The organism is Peribacillus deserti, assembly GCF_002863585.1.
GTDB classification, from domain to species: Bacteria; Bacillota; Bacilli; order Bacillales; family DSM-1321; genus Paraperibacillus; species Paraperibacillus deserti_A.
In genome coordinates, this window is the sequence record NZ_PGUY01000063.1 from 36,929 (window position 1) to 55,797 (window position 18,869).

The 18,869-nt window shown below is 32.5% G+C and carries 14 protein-coding genes; 11 read left to right on the plus strand and 3 right to left on the minus strand.

Annotated elements, in window-relative coordinates:
- Positions 1-3: 3 nt before the first annotated feature.
- Positions 4-1,002, plus strand: coding sequence for a ParB/Srx family N-terminal domain-containing protein (locus CUU66_RS19805; protein WP_101645136.1), 999 nt, complete (start codon positions 4-6; stop codon positions 1,000-1,002).
- 889 nt (positions 1,003-1,891) lie between these two features.
- Here the strand turns inward: CUU66_RS19805 and CUU66_RS19810 are convergent.
- Positions 1,892-2,230 carry a helix-turn-helix domain-containing protein gene (locus CUU66_RS19810; RefSeq protein WP_101645137.1) on the minus strand — a complete coding sequence of 113 codons (339 nt, stop codon included), beginning with the start codon at positions 2,228-2,230 and terminating at the stop codon, positions 1,892-1,894.
- 625 nt (positions 2,231-2,855) lie between these two features.
- Between CUU66_RS19810 and CUU66_RS19815 the strand changes: the two genes are divergently transcribed.
- The 10 genes from CUU66_RS19815 to CUU66_RS19860 all read left to right on the plus strand — a co-directional run bounded on the left by CUU66_RS19815 (position 2,856) and on the right by CUU66_RS19860 (position 17,248).
- Positions 2,856-5,282 (plus strand): ankyrin repeat domain-containing protein, encoded by a 2,427-nt coding sequence (locus CUU66_RS19815; protein WP_101645138.1) that lies wholly within the window; start codon positions 2,856-2,858, stop codon positions 5,280-5,282.
- A 500-nt stretch (positions 5,283-5,782) separates the two neighbouring features.
- Complete coding sequence (locus tag CUU66_RS19820; RefSeq protein WP_101645139.1) at positions 5,783-6,190, plus strand: hypothetical protein; 408 nt, start codon at positions 5,783-5,785, stop codon at positions 6,188-6,190.
- 35 nt (positions 6,191-6,225) lie between these two features.
- Positions 6,226-6,723 carry an LAGLIDADG family homing endonuclease gene (locus tag CUU66_RS19825; protein WP_101645140.1) on the plus strand — a complete coding sequence of 166 codons (498 nt, stop codon included), beginning with the start codon at positions 6,226-6,228 and terminating at the stop codon, positions 6,721-6,723.
- Positions 6,724-7,340: 617 nt separating this feature from the next.
- On the plus strand, positions 7,341-7,601 hold the full coding sequence (locus CUU66_RS19830) for a helix-turn-helix domain-containing protein (RefSeq protein ID WP_101645141.1): 261 nt from the start codon (positions 7,341-7,343) through the stop codon (positions 7,599-7,601).
- 101 nt (positions 7,602-7,702) lie between these two features.
- The gene (locus CUU66_RS19835) at positions 7,703-7,963 is read left to right on the plus strand and encodes a hypothetical protein (protein WP_142383757.1); all 261 of its coding nucleotides are present in this window, start codon (positions 7,703-7,705) and stop codon (positions 7,961-7,963) included.
- A 422-nt stretch (positions 7,964-8,385) separates the two neighbouring features.
- Positions 8,386-10,446 carry a hypothetical protein gene (locus tag CUU66_RS19840; RefSeq protein WP_101645143.1) on the plus strand — a complete coding sequence of 687 codons (2,061 nt, stop codon included), beginning with the start codon at positions 8,386-8,388 and terminating at the stop codon, positions 10,444-10,446.
- Between the two features lie 19 nt (positions 10,447-10,465).
- A complete protein-coding gene (locus tag CUU66_RS19845) occupies positions 10,466-10,765 on the plus strand; it encodes a hypothetical protein (protein WP_101645144.1) in 300 nt (99 codons plus the stop codon).
- A gap of 279 nt (positions 10,766-11,044) precedes the next feature.
- Positions 11,045-12,148, plus strand: a complete 1,104-nt coding sequence (locus tag CUU66_RS19850) for a tyrosine-type recombinase/integrase (RefSeq protein WP_101645145.1) — start codon at positions 11,045-11,047, stop codon at positions 12,146-12,148.
- Between the two features lie 166 nt (positions 12,149-12,314).
- Positions 12,315-15,887, plus strand: coding sequence for an ATP-binding protein (locus tag CUU66_RS19855; RefSeq protein WP_101645146.1), 3,573 nt, complete (start codon positions 12,315-12,317; stop codon positions 15,885-15,887).
- 56 nt (positions 15,888-15,943) lie between these two features.
- Positions 15,944-17,248, plus strand: coding sequence for a hypothetical protein (locus tag CUU66_RS19860; RefSeq protein WP_101645147.1), 1,305 nt, complete (start codon positions 15,944-15,946; stop codon positions 17,246-17,248).
- Positions 17,249-17,343: 95 nt separating this feature from the next.
- Here CUU66_RS19860 and CUU66_RS25055 read toward each other — a convergent pair whose 3' ends face one another.
- Complete coding sequence (locus CUU66_RS25055) at positions 17,344-17,685, minus strand: tyrosine-type recombinase/integrase (protein ID WP_257968072.1); 342 nt, start codon at positions 17,683-17,685, stop codon at positions 17,344-17,346.
- Complete coding sequence (locus CUU66_RS25060; protein WP_257968073.1) at positions 17,669-18,256, minus strand: site-specific integrase; 588 nt, start codon at positions 18,254-18,256, stop codon at positions 17,669-17,671. The genes CUU66_RS25055 and CUU66_RS25060 overlap by 17 nt, the downstream gene beginning before the upstream one ends.
- Positions 18,257-18,869: the final 613 nt, after the last annotated feature.

Here is an 18,869-nt window from a genome sequence, read left to right on the forward strand (position 1 = left end):
AAAGTGACGGTCAGGGAAGTGTATCTAGAAAACCTAATATGGGATTTGAACGACAGAATAAATCCTGATTTATCAAGTATGGAAGCGAGCATGAACCAATTAGGTCTGTTATCTCCTTTAACCGTTGAAGGGCCAAATGACGAAGGCTTTTATTATTTGATTGATGGCTACCGCCGTTATTTAGTATTAAGGAAGAAAGGCATTCCAAACCAAACGATCCCTGTAAATATTGTTAGTATCCCCACATCAAGACTGGAAAGGCAGACGAAAAGGTTTCACATGCATAATACCGCGAAGAAAATAATTGGAGCTGAAGAACAATTCGAGATAGATGATATTCAACTGAAGGGTCTGCTAACCGATCAAGAAATGATTGATCTTCTAAAACCCAAGAAGCATCGAGTAAAAAGAATGGAAAAAAGTCTCAGTATTGACCCGCAAAAACGTGAAGAAGTAGCAAAAGTTAGGGGAAGCCAGCATGCTTTGGAAGTCCTTTACTCCTTAGACATAACCGACACCCTACGCAGCGAACTCTATCGCATGATCCTCAACAGAGGGATGACGGGAGAACACGGGGATGCTCTGAAAAAAATTGGCCGCCATCAACTTTTTGCCTCGTTGTATGAACCACAAAAAAACCGTGCCATTGACCAGACCATGAATCAGGCTAGGTTCACGAATAAGGAAGCAGAATTAATCCTACTTTCAGAAATTATGAAGGATAATCCAGGTGCTGAACCTCTATATATAAATCAGTGGTTGACCTACTTGATTAGGATGATGGAAGAATTGAGTAATAGCATACATGACGATGTAAGTATGTATGTCACTGAAATTCAAAAAAAACAATTGGCCTCTTTACTCGGCAAGATAATAAGTCAGTTGAACTGGGTATGGGAGAGACCATACGAGAGTGACATGGAAAAGGCTGCCCCTCTAGATTATGTTCCTTCCTTTTACACAGAAACGACCGAAACAGGATTCCGCATTCGAAAACATTAGTAATATGTAAGCCTTTGGAGAAATCCAGGGCTTTTTTTCTATCCTTTTGAATGTTCGGGTACCTAATGGAACATTCTTTCTAGTAGAAGACAAACATGAGGGGGATTCACATTGCCGAAACGGCATGACTCCCAGCCAGAAAGCCAGCAAACACAGAGCTGGCACCTACAAGGCTATCATGCCCGTCTCTCCAAAGAAAGTGCACGTCTCTTATGTTTACATATTTTAGTGGCTCATTTTATGGCTGAGGTGGCTCTATAATCTGTCCGAGATGGCTCTGAAATTTGGCAGAGGTGTCACTTTTCTATGGCTGTAATCATAGCATCCCATACTAACATTACTATTAATAAAATAATGGTTGTTGGGGAGAAATAAGGAGTTTCTATGTAGTCGATCATTAATAAACAAATAAAAAACAAAATGGCGATTTTACACTTATCCCAAAAACGCCAATACTTTAGTTTCCAGGTTTTTGATGCAGATATATGTAGATTCAAAAATCTCCAACCCATAACAAAAAGTGCAGTAATTGTAATTGTACGAGCAATGAAGGAATGATTAGAATCAGTAAGCATGATAGCGATACCAAACAACACTACATGGTAGTTACTGTATATTTATTGAATCTATTTTTTAATTTTCTCGCTTTTAACTTCCTTTCTTATCTTAATAATCGAAAAGTCTTTCTTTCTTATTAACCAAAAACAAAGAGGAAGCCCCAACTGTTTGTGAAATTCTACCATTATTTTTGCTGAATCGCATGAAACTATCCAGTATAGTAGAAATATATTACATCTAGGTAAAAAGCAAGGAGAGAAAACCATGTAGATTATACTATATTTAGAGAGATTATGGACATATAAAAAAGCCTTAAGAAAAGGCTCTTCGCTCATTCTTTATTAAGAAAATAATCCAGTCCATGTTCGAATGAAGCTAATAGAAACTCAGCGGCCTCTGAGTTTCTAGCCATCAGCTCATGATGCCGCTGGCGTAATCTGCTTAAGCGAAATGCTGTATCATCTTGTCCATGTATTGCGGGGTTCATGGGGAGAATGACGAGTTCTTTTTGTAGGGTTTCTAACAGCGTCAAGGGGATTTTATCAGTTTTACCCGTTTCCAAATTACTTAAGTAGCCCGAGGACACTCCCAACTTTTTAGCATACTGATTTAGGGAAATTCCTTTATTTTCCCGTATTCTCCTTACCCTTAATCCGAAATCTTCTAGCATGGTTTTTACCTCCAATCGAAATGCAATGAAGCCTGGTACTTAATGTTTCGTTGTTCCTGAATATGAATCCTTCTCAAAATGAACTAATACATAAAATTTTTCGTATATAGCAAAAATGATGGGATTATTTACGATTTTTTTAAGAGAGTTTTTCAACGTGCACTTTATTAATTGTTTTGTTATGTATCGTTATAATAGAAGTAATAACGAAGCGTTAATACAGTAAAGGTGGAGGGAACGAATGAAAGTTTGTTAATGAAAACCCAGATAAGTTAAATTACATCCATTTAAACATATCTGGTCCCTTCGATGAAGATTTAGATTTTGAATTTGGATTTAGGTAATCTCAAGTAGGTGGGCCACTAAATTTTTTAAAAGTATCGATTTATGCCTACTCATATCTATGTCAACGGGATTTATAATGCAGCAGATCCTGACGTGAAATCCTTTTCCTAAGAAATAATATAGCAGAGGCTAGGAATATGGTTTTAAATAAAGTACTATCTTTGCCTAGTTTATTGAGATTTTCCTATATTTATCTAAATAAAAAAAGGTAATATATCTAAATATTATTAAAAATGTCGATAAAATCTATATAAGAATAAGTATAAAGGTAGTGAAAAAATTGTTAACGCAGAAGCATAAGCTACAAGTAGTAGCAGTAAAAGACTCTGAAATCAGGAAAAAAATAAAAAATGAATTAAATATAAGTGAAGAAATTACAATAGGAGATCTTGTTCGTCTCACTTCGTTAAGAGTTTGGGGATGTACCAGTCTTGATGGTTTAGAATTTGCCGAAAATTTAATAGAACTTGATATTGGATATTCAGACATAAATGATATTGCTCCATTAAAAAATTTAACAAAACTTAGAAAACTATGTATTAGTTCAAAAAAAACCTTTGATATCGGCCCCTTATGTAAAATAAAGACCTTGACAACGTTAGAAATAAGCGGAAACAAAATCACGGATTTAAGTCCATTAAGGGAATTGAAACAGCTAGTAAATGTAAAACTATCCCATAATAATCTATACGATATCGCTGCTTTAGAAGGTTTAGTGAACTTAGAGAAATTAGACTTAGCAAGAAATAAGATCATCGACATAAGTCCAATCAGTAACTTAATAAATCTGAATACTCTTGACATAGAGTCGAATGAAATATCCTGCATTAATCCAATAAAGAATCTTAATAATCTTAAAACTTTAAATGCTGGTAGTAATAAAATTGGGGATATCAGCGCTCTTTTAACGTGTGAGCAAATGGATAGTCTCGAATTAGCATGGAATAAAATAGCCAACATAAGTGTTTTACAAAATCTTGTTTATATTAGGAAGCTTGATCTTTCTTATAATTTGATTAAAGAAATTGAGCCGCTGTCGCGATTAATTAGTCTAGAGGAAATTAATTTATCAGGAAATCCTATCGACAATATTAGTGTTTTTGAGAATTTAGTGAATTTAAGAGTAATAAAATTACAACGAATTTTAGTTTCTGCCCCGATAAGCAAAGCTAAGCTTTTGGTGCAGCGAGGGAAAAATTGTTTAAACGAAGCAAGGGGAGTTAAAGAGTTTTCTTCAACAAATTTTCCTCTTATATATAAGGATGATTGGTTATTCAGCTTTCCAAGGGAAAAACTGATTAAATATGTTATGGAAAATGATATACCTAACCCAGACGAATTCAATTCTTTATTTAAAAAGGAAAAGGAATTTTATAAAAGAGAAATTTTTCTATTTTCCCTATCTCTAAAAGAGAAGATTCCTGAAAAAATAATACAGGAGGATTTTGTAACGAGGGAGTTTCTTTTAAGTTTTGTTAGAAAACTCTATGATAATTATGGCATAAACGAGAGTATTGCTAGCTGGGTGGTTGAGACCTGGGCTTTAAGCTTAAATAAAAATCTACAAGACATATCTCTTTTCCACAAAAGTAGTTATAGAATTGAACATAATTCAGTAATTGCAATTGGTGCTCCAATAAATAACATAAATATATTTGAAATGATTAAACATAATGATGTTAATGGAATCGAAAAACTTAATGAAAGTAACTTCAACTTTGATTTAAAAAATAAATCAGGTAAAACACCTTTATTTTTAGCAATTGAATATAACTTGACTAAAATGACGGCATTGTTATTAAAAAAGGGTGCCGATCCGTTAATTAAAGGGATTAAGGGTAAAACACCATTATTATATTCTGTTGAAAAGGGCAATACAGAAATTGCGGAACTCTTAATTATGTATTCTGATGATCTTAATGTCCAAGATAATGAAGGTAAGAGTGCGTTGATGTATGCAATATCTTCACATAATAGAAGCATCCTAAAATTAATGCTAAATAAAGGTGTAAATGTAAATCTTAAAGATAATAGTAATGTGCATGTAGTAGATTTAATAGTAAAAGAAAGTAATATTGATACTTTAAAATTATTTTTACAAAAAGATTTCGATGTCGATTATAAATTTTATGATGAAAACTCGCTTCTTCATCTTGCTGCGAGCAATGGTAAATTTGAAATTTGCAAATTTCTTATTGAAAGGGGAGCAACTGTAAATTCAATAAATTCATATAAAAAAACTCCTTTAGAAAAGGCAATAATTAGCGGTCATCATGAAGTTGTCGAACTTTTATTAAAGAATGAAGCAAATATAAATTACAAAAATGGAGACGGTGTAACTCCACTAATGCTCGCTGCTAAATTAGGAGAGAAAAAGATTCTAAAACTCCTTATAAGTTATGGAGCAAAGTTAAATCAGGTAGATAAGTGGAATGAAACTGAATTAATTAAAGCGGCATACAATGGAGAAGAACAAATAGTTAAAGTCCTAATTTCCTTAGAAGTACTTATAGATCATAGGGATAATGATGGAAAAACTGCTTTAATGTATGCAAGCGAGTATGGGTATGAAGGTATTGTAAAATTACTGTTAAATAAAGGTGCGGATTACAAAATACAGGATTTAGAGAATAAAACAGCTATTGATTACGCAAATGAAAATAAATACCATAAAATAAAATCGTTTTTATTAGAGAAAAAACTATGAAGATTGGTAATCTCTCATATTATCCATGGTCATCAGCCTCCTTTTTAATACCTATGAAGAACAACCAGCAGTTTACAAATTGTTTTTTAAACTTGATGGTGATTTGACGATATCTTTTCTCTATTCTAACAAAACTAAGATTGTGAAGGATTGTACGAATTTAGTTTTTAGGTAGTCAGGCCGATATAAATTAAACAAAAAGCCCATTATTCTAATGGGCTTTTTGTAACTCAATTAACGTGACTAGCTACGAAGTTATGTAAAATAGCAGTGAGTAAATTGACCGAAGTAATGTGAATATATTGAATTACAAAAAAGGGTTTGCAAATTAGATAGTCAATTATGACTAAGAGTGTGGACAGCTTTTTTTAATATAAATGTTCACTAATGTAATAAATCGTTCATTTATGTGAATAAAACTACTTTAATTGGCAACATTAACTATTAATGGTAGTTAGTGTTTCTACAACAAGAATACATCCGAGGAGGAGATTACACTTTTGGAAATAAAGTTATCACAGATGCAAGTTAGTTTAGATATGGAATTGTTACAGCTAAAACGCTTGTTAATAGCTCATAAGAAAGAGGGAACCGTCTTTTTTGAGGAGGAAGCAACTCATTTAAACAGAATGCAATATTTTCACTTATACTTTTATTTAAGACCTGGAACTAAAACTTCTATAAATGCTTTTCCTATTCCTATTAAAGATTTTCAAATGTATAAAAGTAGGAAAGACCAATATTCATTTATGAGGTTTTATTTTGAAAATTATTACCAAGTTAATGAAATAGATTTAACACATTTTGAACACTACGATTTTAAACGTCCCTATGTTGGTAGAAGGTTTATTTGGTACTACAAGGTTCAACCATCAATAGAGAATGAAATGGCAATTGGTTTTGAATGAAAAGAGTGTATTAACTATGGAGGTGATATAAATTCATGCAACAAAAAAAGTACCAGAACCAATGGGAAAAAGGAGCACAAATTATTGAAAGACAACGGGACGGAATTACTCCTTTTATGGCTGGCATAGTAACAGGCTTTACAATGGGGGAGGGTTCATTTTTTTTGGCGGTAAAAAGGAGCAAAACCCATAAAACTGGTTTTAATGTGGTACCTACTTTCGGGATTAACTTAAAACTGGATGACTTTGAAATCCTCGAACAAATAAAAAATCTTTTAGGGTGTGGAACAGTTCTCAAAGGAAAAAAAGCCGTAATGTACAGGGTCACGAAGTTCAAGGATGTTCTAGAAATAGTTATTCCTTTTTTTGACCGTTACCCTCTAATTAATGTTAAAAAAGATGATTTCAACTTGTTTAAAATTGTTGTTTTTAAATTTGCTTATGGTGAAGGAAAGACACTAGAGGGTATTGAAAAAATGGTCTCTGTCCGAAAGCATATGAATAATGGCAAGTCTGCTAAAAGGGAAAATTAAAAGAGGAAATTAAAAAAGAACTAAACGTGATACGTATTTATGCGGCATTCGGACAATGAAATTCAAGGGGGACTATTCTAAATAAAGATGATATTTATGAATCATTAGTGAAACGCGGAATAAGAAATGAATGAAAAGTTTGAGTTAATGTCTCATAATATTGTTCTTTTACTTAGTATTTATAAAGAAATGGTTAAACGATGGTGCAGGAGCGGTAAACTTATGCGTACAATTTGGGTGGAATATAGGCCATTTGTGCAAGTGACTTCAAGCAATTTATGCATCGGAATTTTGAACAAAATGCAAAAACAGGTATTGCCTCAATGAATTCTAACGTCTTGTCATTCTTAAGAGTAAAGCATATAAGCCATTACTTTAATAATGGTGAAATTACATTTACATGTTTTTTCTGTTTGGATGCTTTAACCATGCAACCTAAGGGTTTGTCATAAATGTAAGGAAAAGGGTCAAATTATAAATTTTTATTCAGACTATTAATTACTTTAGTGACTATGATAGATCCACCGTTAAACGGTTATGAACGTATTCAAGCTATTTGATAACAATCTTATATTATATTCAATAATCAAAACAGGAAATGTAAGGAGAATAAAAGGATGAAAGATTTAAAGAAATTTGGATTAGAGCCTAAGTTACATGATTTATTTTGTGCAATTCCTGATGACTCGGTTTTAACCCCTTACCAAATTGCCTCAATTTTAGTAAGAAGCGAAGAAACAATTCGAAGATGGTGTCGAAAAGGTAAGTTACCAGCATATAATTGGGGTGGAAAGTACGCAATTATGGGTAGTGATTTCAAGATTTTCATGCAGACCTCTCATAATAAAAAAGATAATATAGGAAAATTTTTCAAATGAAGTTTATGATTGCCTCTTTCCTGAAAGAAAAGGGAATTTCGTATTATGTACTCGAGGAGACATTGTATTTTCAATGCTTGTTTTGTTATCAGAAGGCTGAAATGGATTATTACACTTCGGCGTGGCACTGTACAAAATGTCCAGAAAATGGAACGATGTTCAATTTAATACAAACCACAAAAGATGAATCACAACCAACAGCGGAAGGACCTAAAAAGATTTATAACCCTAAGATAGAGATTTATAAAATTAAGAAACTATTTATGCTATTAATTAAGGAAAATGAAAATACCTCTTCCGAAAAGAAACTAGCACAACTCTTTGAAAAAGTATTAGATTTAATAGAAGAAGTAAACTTATAAATAAATATAAAACACAAAAAAGAGAAGCACAAATTTCTTTTTTTTGTGTTTTTTTAAATGGGCGAAAAAATATAAATAATTATTTTACCACAACCGTTTCTGAAAATAAATAGAGTATTTATAAATTCAATTATTTACCACTTAATTTTATGCTAACTTTCATGTAAAGTAATGATTGTCAAGCTTGACAACATCAATTAAATTGTGATTTACCAATCATGATTTAGTTTAGTGGTTCTTTATTCAAATATAAAGGCCGCTCGCACAACTTGCTTTACAAATAAAGAAGTATTCCGAAAAATACTTCATAAGACACAAAACACACATTTTATCCCTATTATTCTTACTATTTCTATGGAAGTAGTATAAGAAACTAGTATATTTTGTGTGTTTCGTGCCCATCATATTAAGGAGGTGAAAGCGTGCAATTGTTATATTCATTGAATGAACTTCAATCTAATTTTGATTCCAGGTTAGGTCTATGCGGTGAGACAAAAATTAAATATGAACAACTACGGTATTTGATTCATCATCAGAAGTGGTTTCAGAAATTCTATATATATATAGAAAATAATGACCTGACATCAGAACCTGATGTTTCACTGTATTCGTATGTATTCTTTATTGATGAAATACATGAGTTTAAGTCGCGTTTTTTAAGTTTGGGTCAAATTTCAAAAAAGGTAAATGTGAAAGAAGACACTATTGGCCGTTGGATTAAAAAGGGTTACTTCGGTGAAGTGGAAGCATATCAATGGTCAAAAAATAAAAAGGTGTATGATTCTTTTACGATAAGCAATAATTTTGATATTGCAAAAATAAAAGCTAAAACCGCGCAACAATTAGCCTATAAAAATTTGTCCAAAAGCATATCATATGAGAATTATCTTAATGAAGACCTGTTAAAGGTTATTGACGATTATATAGATCACCGACAATCATTTACACCAAAGATAATACTGAATAAAAAGGTTGAGACAGCAAGTGGTTTTTCTAGTAAGAAGAGTGCTGACAAACATCGCCATATATTGTATCTAGCCTTTTTTAAGATTATCGCTGCAAGGTGCGGAATAAGGGACCTTAACTTTAGTGTTGAGAGTTATCCTGACCTATCCGACGCTAAATGGACAAATTATGATAAAAACGTATTTAATCTGGATCAGTTTTGTAGTGGGGATATAAATGCATTAAGTAAAAATTTATCTATTGAAACATTAGCGAGCAGGTATGTTCCCGCATTAATTCCTTTTATACAATACTACTTGATGCAAAAGGAAAAGGATTTAAAGGTTCTAGCCAGAAAAGAAAACTGGGACTTTCAAAAAAGGTATTTTGGTGATAAAAATTTAGAGGATCTCCAAGAGACTATGTTACAAGATTTATTGCAGGTAACAAAACCGCTTAAAACGGATAACAATGACGAGAAGTCCTTCCTTTCTCGCGAAGAATATGTAAAGACTTTCCAAAAAGTGTTTCGAAGATATGGAATAAGAGAAGCTTTAATTCTTGAATTTGCCTTTAGATTAGGACTAAGACGTTTTGAAACAGCTTCCGTAGCAGTAGAAGACTTTTGGATAGATAACAGTGGTTATTTAAAGAAAGACAGCAGCGGTTATGGTAGATGTTATTTTCCAGAAGCGAAAAGCAAAGCGACTGGTGCTGATAAATATGGCATTCTTATTCCAGAATCACTTGTCGATCTGTGTAATCTTTATTTAAAAAATCTTCTTTATTTTAATTGCCCCTTTGAAAACCATAAGAAATTTGCTGGTAAGGTTTTTGAAGGAAAGTATGGGAATAACAAGAAATATAAAGAAAGTCACGGCTTCTTTTTTCGAAGAAGCACAAATTATTCAGATCCGAATCAAGGTATAAGTGCAGAAACAGTTGGTAGATTTTTAAGGGAAATGCGGGGTGAATTATCTTTTTTAGATGCCAAAGACAGAAGCCTGCTTTCCTATCATAATGGGCGGCATACGTTAAATGAATGGGTTGAAAATTCAATCGTATCTAAACAATCGTCGAGATATGTAGATTTTGCTGCTGATCTTCAAATGCGTCATAAACCTGGGGGACGAAATTTAGGGAAGCAAAAATATCGAAAGCACAATAATGACTTGCTGTATAAGGAAGTTATAGATAATTCCATCAATTTTCCTTTTGACTTAGATCTATTAAAAATCTGGGAAATAGAGAAGGGGTATAAAGAAACGGAACAATCAATTGATAATACTTCAAAAGTACCAGGTACCCCTTTGGATGGCAGCTCTAAGAATGGTGAGCAACTTGCAGCTAGTAGCGAGCATTTGATCCCTAACGGAGAAAAGAAAACACTCATTAATCATCTATCGGATATAGAACAAAAACTGATTGAAACGAAACAATGTCCTAAAGGAATGGAGCCAACAGATTGGCTAAAACAAAGGGCGGTATGGATAAAAGAAAAAGATATCCTTACTCAAAAAATACAAAAAAATATTTAAGAAAGGTAGATGAATTTTTTTGGAATATGAAGAATTCCAAAACAGAATTAATGAATTCAAGCAATTAGAAATGACCATCCCTCGTTACTATGAATATATAGATGATGATATTGAGTTGACCCCTAATGATATTGCTTCTATTTTTCAAAAGGACGTAAAACGAGTAAGGTGCTGGTTTAATCCAGGCTTAAAACATGGTGCATTACCTTCCATTGATCCTACAAGACATAGATGCACTGGCAGGCAATTAAAAGAATGGCTCTTTAAGAGAGATTTGCGTTCATTAATGAAGGATAAAAAATTTATGGAGCTTAGGTAGTTAACGGTTTTTTCGGATATGTTTTTTTATAAAATGAATTTTTTTCCAGTATTTCATTTTTACTGCAACTCAACTAAAAAGCCCAACTTTCTTAGGAAGGGAACTTAGAATTAGAGGGTCTTCGAGCACTCTCATTCTATTCTGCTGTAAAGTATTTATAAGTCTTTTATCCATCCGAGCGCTAAATGTTTCTTGCCCATATATTATCCTTGCTTTTATGAACACGTACCGATGTAAGATTTGCTTTATGATTAATCCAAAGGAAGGGGGCAATGTGAAATGACAGTTGACATAAAAACTCCAATACACATGATTGATTCAAACTCAAGTCTTTCTCGAGCATTAATTTATTTAATTGAGCATCGGTTTTGGTCAGAGTCAACAATAGAAAGTTATCAATACGATGTTAAGTTATTTGAAAAGTATTTAATTGAAAAAGGGTATGAGCCTACGTTAGAAAGTGGACAACATTTGAGTTTGGTTACCAAATGGATCGCTGAACAGACAGAAACTCATACTGCCTATAAAACCATCCTTAGGAGAGTTGCTGTTCTTTCTTCTCTTTATGGGTTTTATAAAGAACTTGGTATAACCCATACCAATGTTTTTAAAGCAATAAGGGTTCCTGGAGAACATTCAAATTCTTTAAGCAGGACATTAGGATTTGAAGATTTAAAAAAAGTATACGGGGCGATAGAATACTTGAAAACGAGAGAAGTTCATTTAGAAATCCCAAGCAAGTTGCTATTGTTTACTGGATTGCGTAACCATGCTATTACAAGACTGACAGTTAACAATATTGTATGGGATAAAGAACTTATTGTTTATAATGAACCTGTAAAGAATTCTAAAAATAAATATCAATTGTTACCTTTGCCGCCAATCTTTTTTTGTGAACTGCGTAAATACGTTGAGAACATGGAATTAAAGGCGGAGGATCCACTGTGCTATGGGCTAAAGGGCTATCCCCTTAAGAACAAACAATTAAACGTATTGGTAAATCGTATTAATGATTACCTGAACTGGAATGGAGAGAGTAGAGTAACACCCCATGGTTTTCGTTATTCAATTGCCACTCTACTAGATGAACGTGGACTACCTCTTGACACGATAAAATATTTACTTGGCCATAGTTCAAAAGAGACTGTCCAAATTTATTTGAAAAGCAATGCAAGAAAAATAATGCAAATACGGACGGAATTAACGAAAGTGGAATATGAATTAGAACAGAGTCTCTCAAGAAATAGGGAAGAAAAAGCTCAATTCATACCAGCGGAGTCGAAGGATATGAATTTGCCTTATTCTGAGGAATTTCTTCTTCAATTATCCTTGAATAATCCAAAATTACTTGAACAAGTTATGATGAACCATTATAAACAGTAGTTTGTTCGATTTGGAATTTGTATTCATATATAACGTGCAAAACAGTTTTACTGTTTGCACGTTTTTTTGTTTTATGCTGAATACATAAATATTTTTATAGTTTAAAGGAATTTCGTAATAAATGTAGAATTTTGTAAATTAAATAAATTTTTAAGGTGGAACAGAAATGACCAAAGATCATAGTACTATTATGGATCTAAATTCTGCTTGTAGGAGTTTTCCTAGCTTAAGTAATAATGATTTAAATCGTGAAAATATATTAGATACCATTGATTTAATATTTGAGAGTGAAACTGATGTAATCTTGCTAGAAGGACAAGAAGGTATAGGAAAAACAACCGTTCTGACACAATATTCAATGAGACATCCAGATAATGCTATATCGCTGTTTATTAAACCTTCAAGCAGATATGGATATGACCCCCAACTTTTAAAGTTTGATCTATGTAATCAACTACAATGGTTAACAAAGAATAAGGAAATTAAAAATTTAGAGGACATAGCTGATGAAAGCTATCTTAAGATGCAAATATTAGATGCACACAGAATGTCTGGGAGAAAAAGGGAGAAATATTATTTTGTTATTGATGGCATTGACGATATTCCTTCTGACAGTCAATACGTGCGAAAATTAATACTTGACATGTTACCTTTTGGTTTGAAAAATTTTAAATTTGTATTTTCTTGCAATGGAAGTGAAAAAATTCAAAACGAATTAACTACTCAGAAATTATCAGTGAAGTCTTTCCCTTTAACGGGTTTAACAAAAAATGAGACTCTACTTTTTTTCAGTAAACAAGAAATCAGCCAGGAACAGATAAAAGAGATACACAAAACATACAAAGGCATTCCAGGATATTTGGCAACGGTTAATCGTATATTAGACTCAGGAGTTTCGGTCGAGTCATTTATAAATGATATGCCAAATAAACTTCAAGGCATGTTTGAATATGAGTGGAAACAAGTTGATGAGGATAATCAGGATTTAAAGAAAATACTTGCAATATTGGCACATGATCGAAAACGACATACGATTCAGATTTTTTCAGAATTAATTGGTAAGAAAAAAGAATATATTACTGCTATTGTGAGTGAATTAAGCTTTATAGAAATAGATGAAAATGAAGAGATTAGCTATGTGTCGGAAGCCTTTAGAGTGTTTGCCTCAAAAGCACTGTACGACCTAAAAGAAGAAACAGGTGAAATTCTGATACAGTATTTTTTAAAAGACCCCGAGAGTGAACAGGCATTAAAATACTTACCAGGTTATTTAGTGGAGGCAAACAAATTAAGTGAACTGGTGGAGTTTTTGAATGCAGATAATTTTCTTAAAATACTGGAGCAAACTCAATCTCTAGCTGGAATAAATCAAATTGCAAATCTAGGTGTAGAAGCATCCTATAACCGAAAATATGACGCTGAATTATTAAGACTTGGATTACAGAAATCCATTATTTATGAAAATAATAAATCTAAAATATGGAATTCAGAAATTGAAGCACGTATGTCTCAAAATGAATATGAAGGAGCAATAGCATTAGCTCAAAGAGCAACCCTCATTGAAGACCGTTTTCAAATGTTAACTATTATTTGTAAACATAAAGTTATTCAAGGTTTGTCTCCAGAAACCGAATTGCTAGATCAAATTGAAACACTGTATAAAAGAATTGATTATACCAGTTTAAGAGAACGTTCATTAAAGCTAGCTTCTGATTTAATGTACTTTAATCCTGAAATGGCCATAGATTTAGTTGAGAAATCTACTGGTTCAGAAAAAGGTGAAAATGCAATTGATTGGGCCTTAGCTAGTCTGTCTTTTTCAACTATCGATAGTATTGATACCAATTATGACCACTCTAAGGCGATTAAAGATGTTAGGTCAAGAATTAAAGATCCGACAGCAAAGTTTTTTTCTACTGAAGTATCACTTCGCTTTAAGGAAAGTACGGGTTATGAAGTAATTGAAGAAGCTCAAAAATTAGAGAATGCAAGTGACCAACTTTATTTACTATGTCGATGGGCTTCAAGAAACAAAAAACTTGATAATGCATATACAGTAATTAAATATGCGTTAAAGCAAGCCATAGGTAAGACTGAATATGCGCCTAATGCAAGGGTTTATCGGGACTTAGCAAGTCAATTACCTTATTTAGACTCAGATGAGATAAAAGAAATTTTAGGGATATTTGATAGTCAGCTAATAAATTTGGAAAGACTGGGTCCGACGGAAGAATATATCGGATTACAATTATTGTTAGCTGAAGCTCAGAAGAAATATGATCTTGATGGTTCTTGTGAAAGGATGATAAATCTATACTTTTACATATCAGAAGTAGAAGATCTTTCCGTTTTAACTACTGGACAAGCACAATTGCTTTCAACTATAACGAAAATAGATAAAGAATTGGATTACGAAGATAGTGATGGTTTACACACGATGATTTATATTGATTTAGAACAGAATATTAAAAAATTACTAGATTACACAGCAGAACACTTTGTTGAATCTAAATCAATTATAAACGCATTAGCTTCCACACACCCCGATTTTACTTTAAATGTTATTAAAAATTTTAATACTGAAAGAAAAAGGGATGAAGCTTATTTAGTTTTCTTAAAATCATACTTTGTAAAACCATTAGCAGAAATGAATCTTGAGTTAGTTCTCTCTACATTTAACAAAATAATAGACCTAGATAATAGGGACGAAGTATTGATAGATCTGCTCAATAGAATTAGTGAAGAAGAGTTATTAAGTGATGAGGTTTTGACAAATTTGATGCCTTTTATAGATCTAGTCAGCTCTATGTATGAAGTTGAAATGAAATGTCAAGCTTGTTGTATTATATACCCGATATTAATTAAAAGTGAAAAATTCAAACAGTTTGGAGAAAAAATACTGGAAGAACTACATCACACTTGGAATTTAATTGACGTAGGATGGCGAAGGGTTGATATTGGTTTTGAAATCGTAAAAAAGCTAGCAAGTGAATCGTTAGAGGAATCTAGAAACTTTTTAAAGATTACTGAGGAGTATAGGGAAGAAGCATTATTAAGTGATCCAAGTTTTTCCTGGGCATATACAGCAAGTTTAAGGTTAGTTATCAGAGGATTTAGTGGTTTGATACCGAATAATCTTTTTTTAGATGACGATATTGATCGTTTAAATACGATTATTAATATCATCCCCTCATTCGGAGAAAGAGCTTTGTTATGGAGTGAACTTGCATTAAGGTTCTATAAGCATGGACGGATAGATAAATGTAAGGAAATAGTTAGTAGTCATTTAAGGACTTGTGTAAATCAGATTTCAAATGAAGACTTAAGATATAGGCATTACATCATAGTAAACACTGCACCAGCTTTATATATGGCTCACAAACTGACAGCTTTTGATTTGTTAGAAGAATTACCTTACCAAGCCAAGGATGCTGCTCTTTTAAACATTGTTGAATTTATATTAACGAAACATATAAATGAACCATATGAAACAATAGCTGGTGTAGGATATGAATTAAATTATGAAGAAACAATCGATATTTGTGAATTAATAGGAATGACCGAAAGTGATGGATTAATGTATAAATTTATTACTGATCTTGCAGATTCAATTAATTCGAGAAAATTCAGGGCTAATTTTTCCAATTCACAAAGGCTATATATTGCTAATCGATTAGAGGATTTAATTGAAAAAAGTTACCTAATGAAAAATTTATTAGGCATGATGGCTATAAAATAATATCACTTGCACAGGTCCTCAAAATAAAAAGGGCAACAGTTGGTGAATGGCTAAAATTGAATGAAGAAGCCAAGCAAATAAATAATATATCAGACCAAGCCTTAGTTCATTCGACTATTGCCTTTTCTTTGCCAAATAGTAAAATTGAAAAAACCAAAGAAATATTAAGCGAAACAGAAGCTATTATTAAAGATATTCCTGTTACAATAGATAAAATACAGCTCTATGAATCTATTGGGGTTGATGCTTTTATAAAGGATCAAACACTAAGCAGAAAATATCTAAAACTTGGTATGGAAGAGTCTTTAAAAAAGGATACGAAGGAAATATATCCAGTTCAACGTAGAATTATAGACATTGCCCATAGAATAAACCCAGAATTTTCTGCGAGTTTAGTTTCTTTAACCGACGATGATCCTACCAAAAAAAGAACAAAGATAAAATTAAATGAAGAAATAAAAACACTTGAATTAAAGAAAGATTTAATAAATGTGAAAGATATTAATGAAGACCTAAAACCCATTCTTCCTGATGCAGCGTGGCGTATGTTAGGAGCTTTAAATGCAAATAGAGTTGAAACAGTGAACTTAGACGGGATACGAGGTCATTTACGTTCAACCGCTGATCTCCCTTTTTCAGAGTCCTATCCGATTGTTTCATGGATAATTGAGAATGTTGTTATAAGGTATTCTAAAGATAAGAATGCAATAAAATATATACGCCCGATATTTGAATCAACAATAAATGTAGTTGATACCATTTTGAAATTATCAGGCAGAAATATATCACAAATACAGAATTTAAAATATACTCTAAAAAATGACATTAGCGATAGTTTTATTGTCAAGCCTGGTAAAAGGAACGAAGTATTAGATTATTTAAGGAATTGGTTTAAAGATAATGTAAAAGGTTACTTAAAAATCTGTGATCCCTATTTTGGACCTCAAGATTTAGAGGTTCTAAAAATATTGCTTTCTGTTAATTCTGATTGTAAGGTTGAAATTTTAACTAGTAAACAACATCTTGATAAGCAAAAATTTGGAGTTAGTATAGATGAAGCCTTTAGAAATTACTGGGTAACAAACGTATCTGACCATGAACCTCCGAATACTGATATAGTAGTGGTGGGAGCAGCATCTAATGGGCAATTACCAATTCATGATAGATGGTGGATTACTGAAGGAGTTGGTTTAAGAATCGGAACCTCTTTTAATGCATTAGGAATAAGTCGTGAATCTGAAATTTCGATTTTAGGGAAAGTTGAAGCTGCCGAAAGAGAACTAGAGATAGATAAATATTTATATTTTACTGAACGAGAATATAATGGTCAAAGATTATCTTATAATATAATACCTTTATAATTATATAATTTTTTATAAAGTCCTTAGTGATAACAAAAAGGTGAAAAATATAAGGCGTTTTATTATACCTTATATTTATTCACCTTTTTCTTTTTCTATTTTTGGCCTATTAGAAAACTATTAATAGCTCGTTTCTTTTGTTCAAAATCTATATGAGTATACATACTTGTTGTAGCAAGGCTTTCATGCCCCAATAACTCTTGTAAGGTTCTCAAATCCACTTTATCCTTGTTCTCTTGAAGTAACAGGGTGGCAAACGTATGCCGTAAATGATGCAATGAAAATCTGTGTGAGGGCAATCCAGCCCGATCTAACGTTTCCTTGAATATTTTATGAAGTCCACGTGGGTTCAGTTGCTTATTATTCTTATTATAAAATATCGGTTCACTATAATGGTTTTGCTGCTCTGAAAGTTGTAGTCTATATTCTTGGAACAACGGTAAAACTATTGGGTGAAGGGGGAGGAGGCGTTCTTTTTTTTCCTTTTCCTCGAACTAAAATCGTATGGTTGTCTAAATCGAGTTGCTCCCATATTAAGTCCACTAATTCTTGTCGTCTCATGCCTGTCGTTGCTAAAAGTTTAAACATCAATTCATTTCTAAGTGCCTGCGGTCGCGGATCTTGTTCCAGATATGCAAATAATTTGTGTAACTCTTGTAAAGTCATGTATCTCGGCAATTTTTTATCGGCTTTTGGCGCCTGGATGCCTGCTGTAAAGTCTGACTTCATGTAATTTTCCTTCAAACAGTACTGGCTAAAAGATTTCAGGCACGAAATGCGGCGTTGCAAAGTCCTCGGCTTAATTCCATGATTAATGACCTGATCTTGCACAAATCGGCGGACGGTGGATGATGTGAGCCTATCTAAGACTAATGATCGGTCGTTAGCTGCTAAAAAGTCTCCATAGAGCTTTAAATCAAATGCGTAACTGATTAAGGTGTTCACGGAGTAATTTTTCTCAACTTGCAAATACATGAGATAATCATCCGCAGCTTGAATGTAATTCATAATTATCGGACCTCCTGGGAATTTTGCGGTCGATCCCTGAGAATTATGTTCGAAACCATTTATTATGAGAACTGTCCGACTTATACGAAGAATCCAGAAAGTTAGCGGAAGCAACTTTGAATATTATAGTCAACTTGAACAAAATTAGGGGACAATAATGAATCTTATAGGAACTTGAGAGTGAAAGCCCTTGATGTAATTATGTTTGTTTCTAGTCGACATAATATATATTATAGGAAGTGAACTAAAATTATCAAAAACTATCTCAAAACCCAAGATTACTTCAAATAGTGAGAAATTTTATAAAAATTGGTTAAAGATTTTATCTGGCTATTTAAACGAACTTCGCTAAGAAAATATTTTAGAGAAAATCCCTGACTAGCTGCAAAATTCCAGACAGAATTTCAGATTTAAATTACTGAACGTCTGTGTCTTATTAAAATATTTTTTATTGTTTATTGATTACCGATCCCTGAATTCTTAATTAGTAATTTTACGAATCCCCAACATATTCATCACCAGACCACTTTAAACAAATAATTATTGTAGTTTACATAATGCGTTTATTCTGATTATTCAATTCCCTCATGAATCACTCAAACCTCATTACAAT

What these genes read in the sequence shown, in the direction of transcription:
- CUU66_RS19810 (WP_101645137.1), bottom strand. Translation starts at nt 2,230, where the DNA reads ATGCTAGAAGATTTCGGATTAAGGGTAAGGAGAATACGGGAAAATAAA.
- CUU66_RS19825 (WP_101645140.1), top strand. Translation starts at nt 6,226, where the DNA reads ATGCAACAAAAAAAGTACCAGAACCAATGGGAAAAAGGAGCACAAATT.
- CUU66_RS19830 (WP_101645141.1), top strand. Translation starts at nt 7,341, where the DNA reads ATGAAAGATTTAAAGAAATTTGGATTAGAGCCTAAGTTACATGATTTA.
- CUU66_RS19835 (WP_142383757.1), top strand. Translation starts at nt 7,703, where the DNA reads ATGGATTATTACACTTCGGCGTGGCACTGTACAAAATGTCCAGAAAAT.
- CUU66_RS19850 (WP_101645145.1), top strand. Translation starts at nt 11,045, where the DNA reads ATGACAGTTGACATAAAAACTCCAATACACATGATTGATTCAAACTCA.
- CUU66_RS19855 (WP_101645146.1), top strand. Translation starts at nt 12,315, where the DNA reads ATGACCAAAGATCATAGTACTATTATGGATCTAAATTCTGCTTGTAGG.
- CUU66_RS25060 (WP_257968073.1), bottom strand. Translation starts at nt 18,256, where the DNA reads ATGAATTACATTCAAGCTGCGGATGATTATCTCATGTATTTGCAAGTT.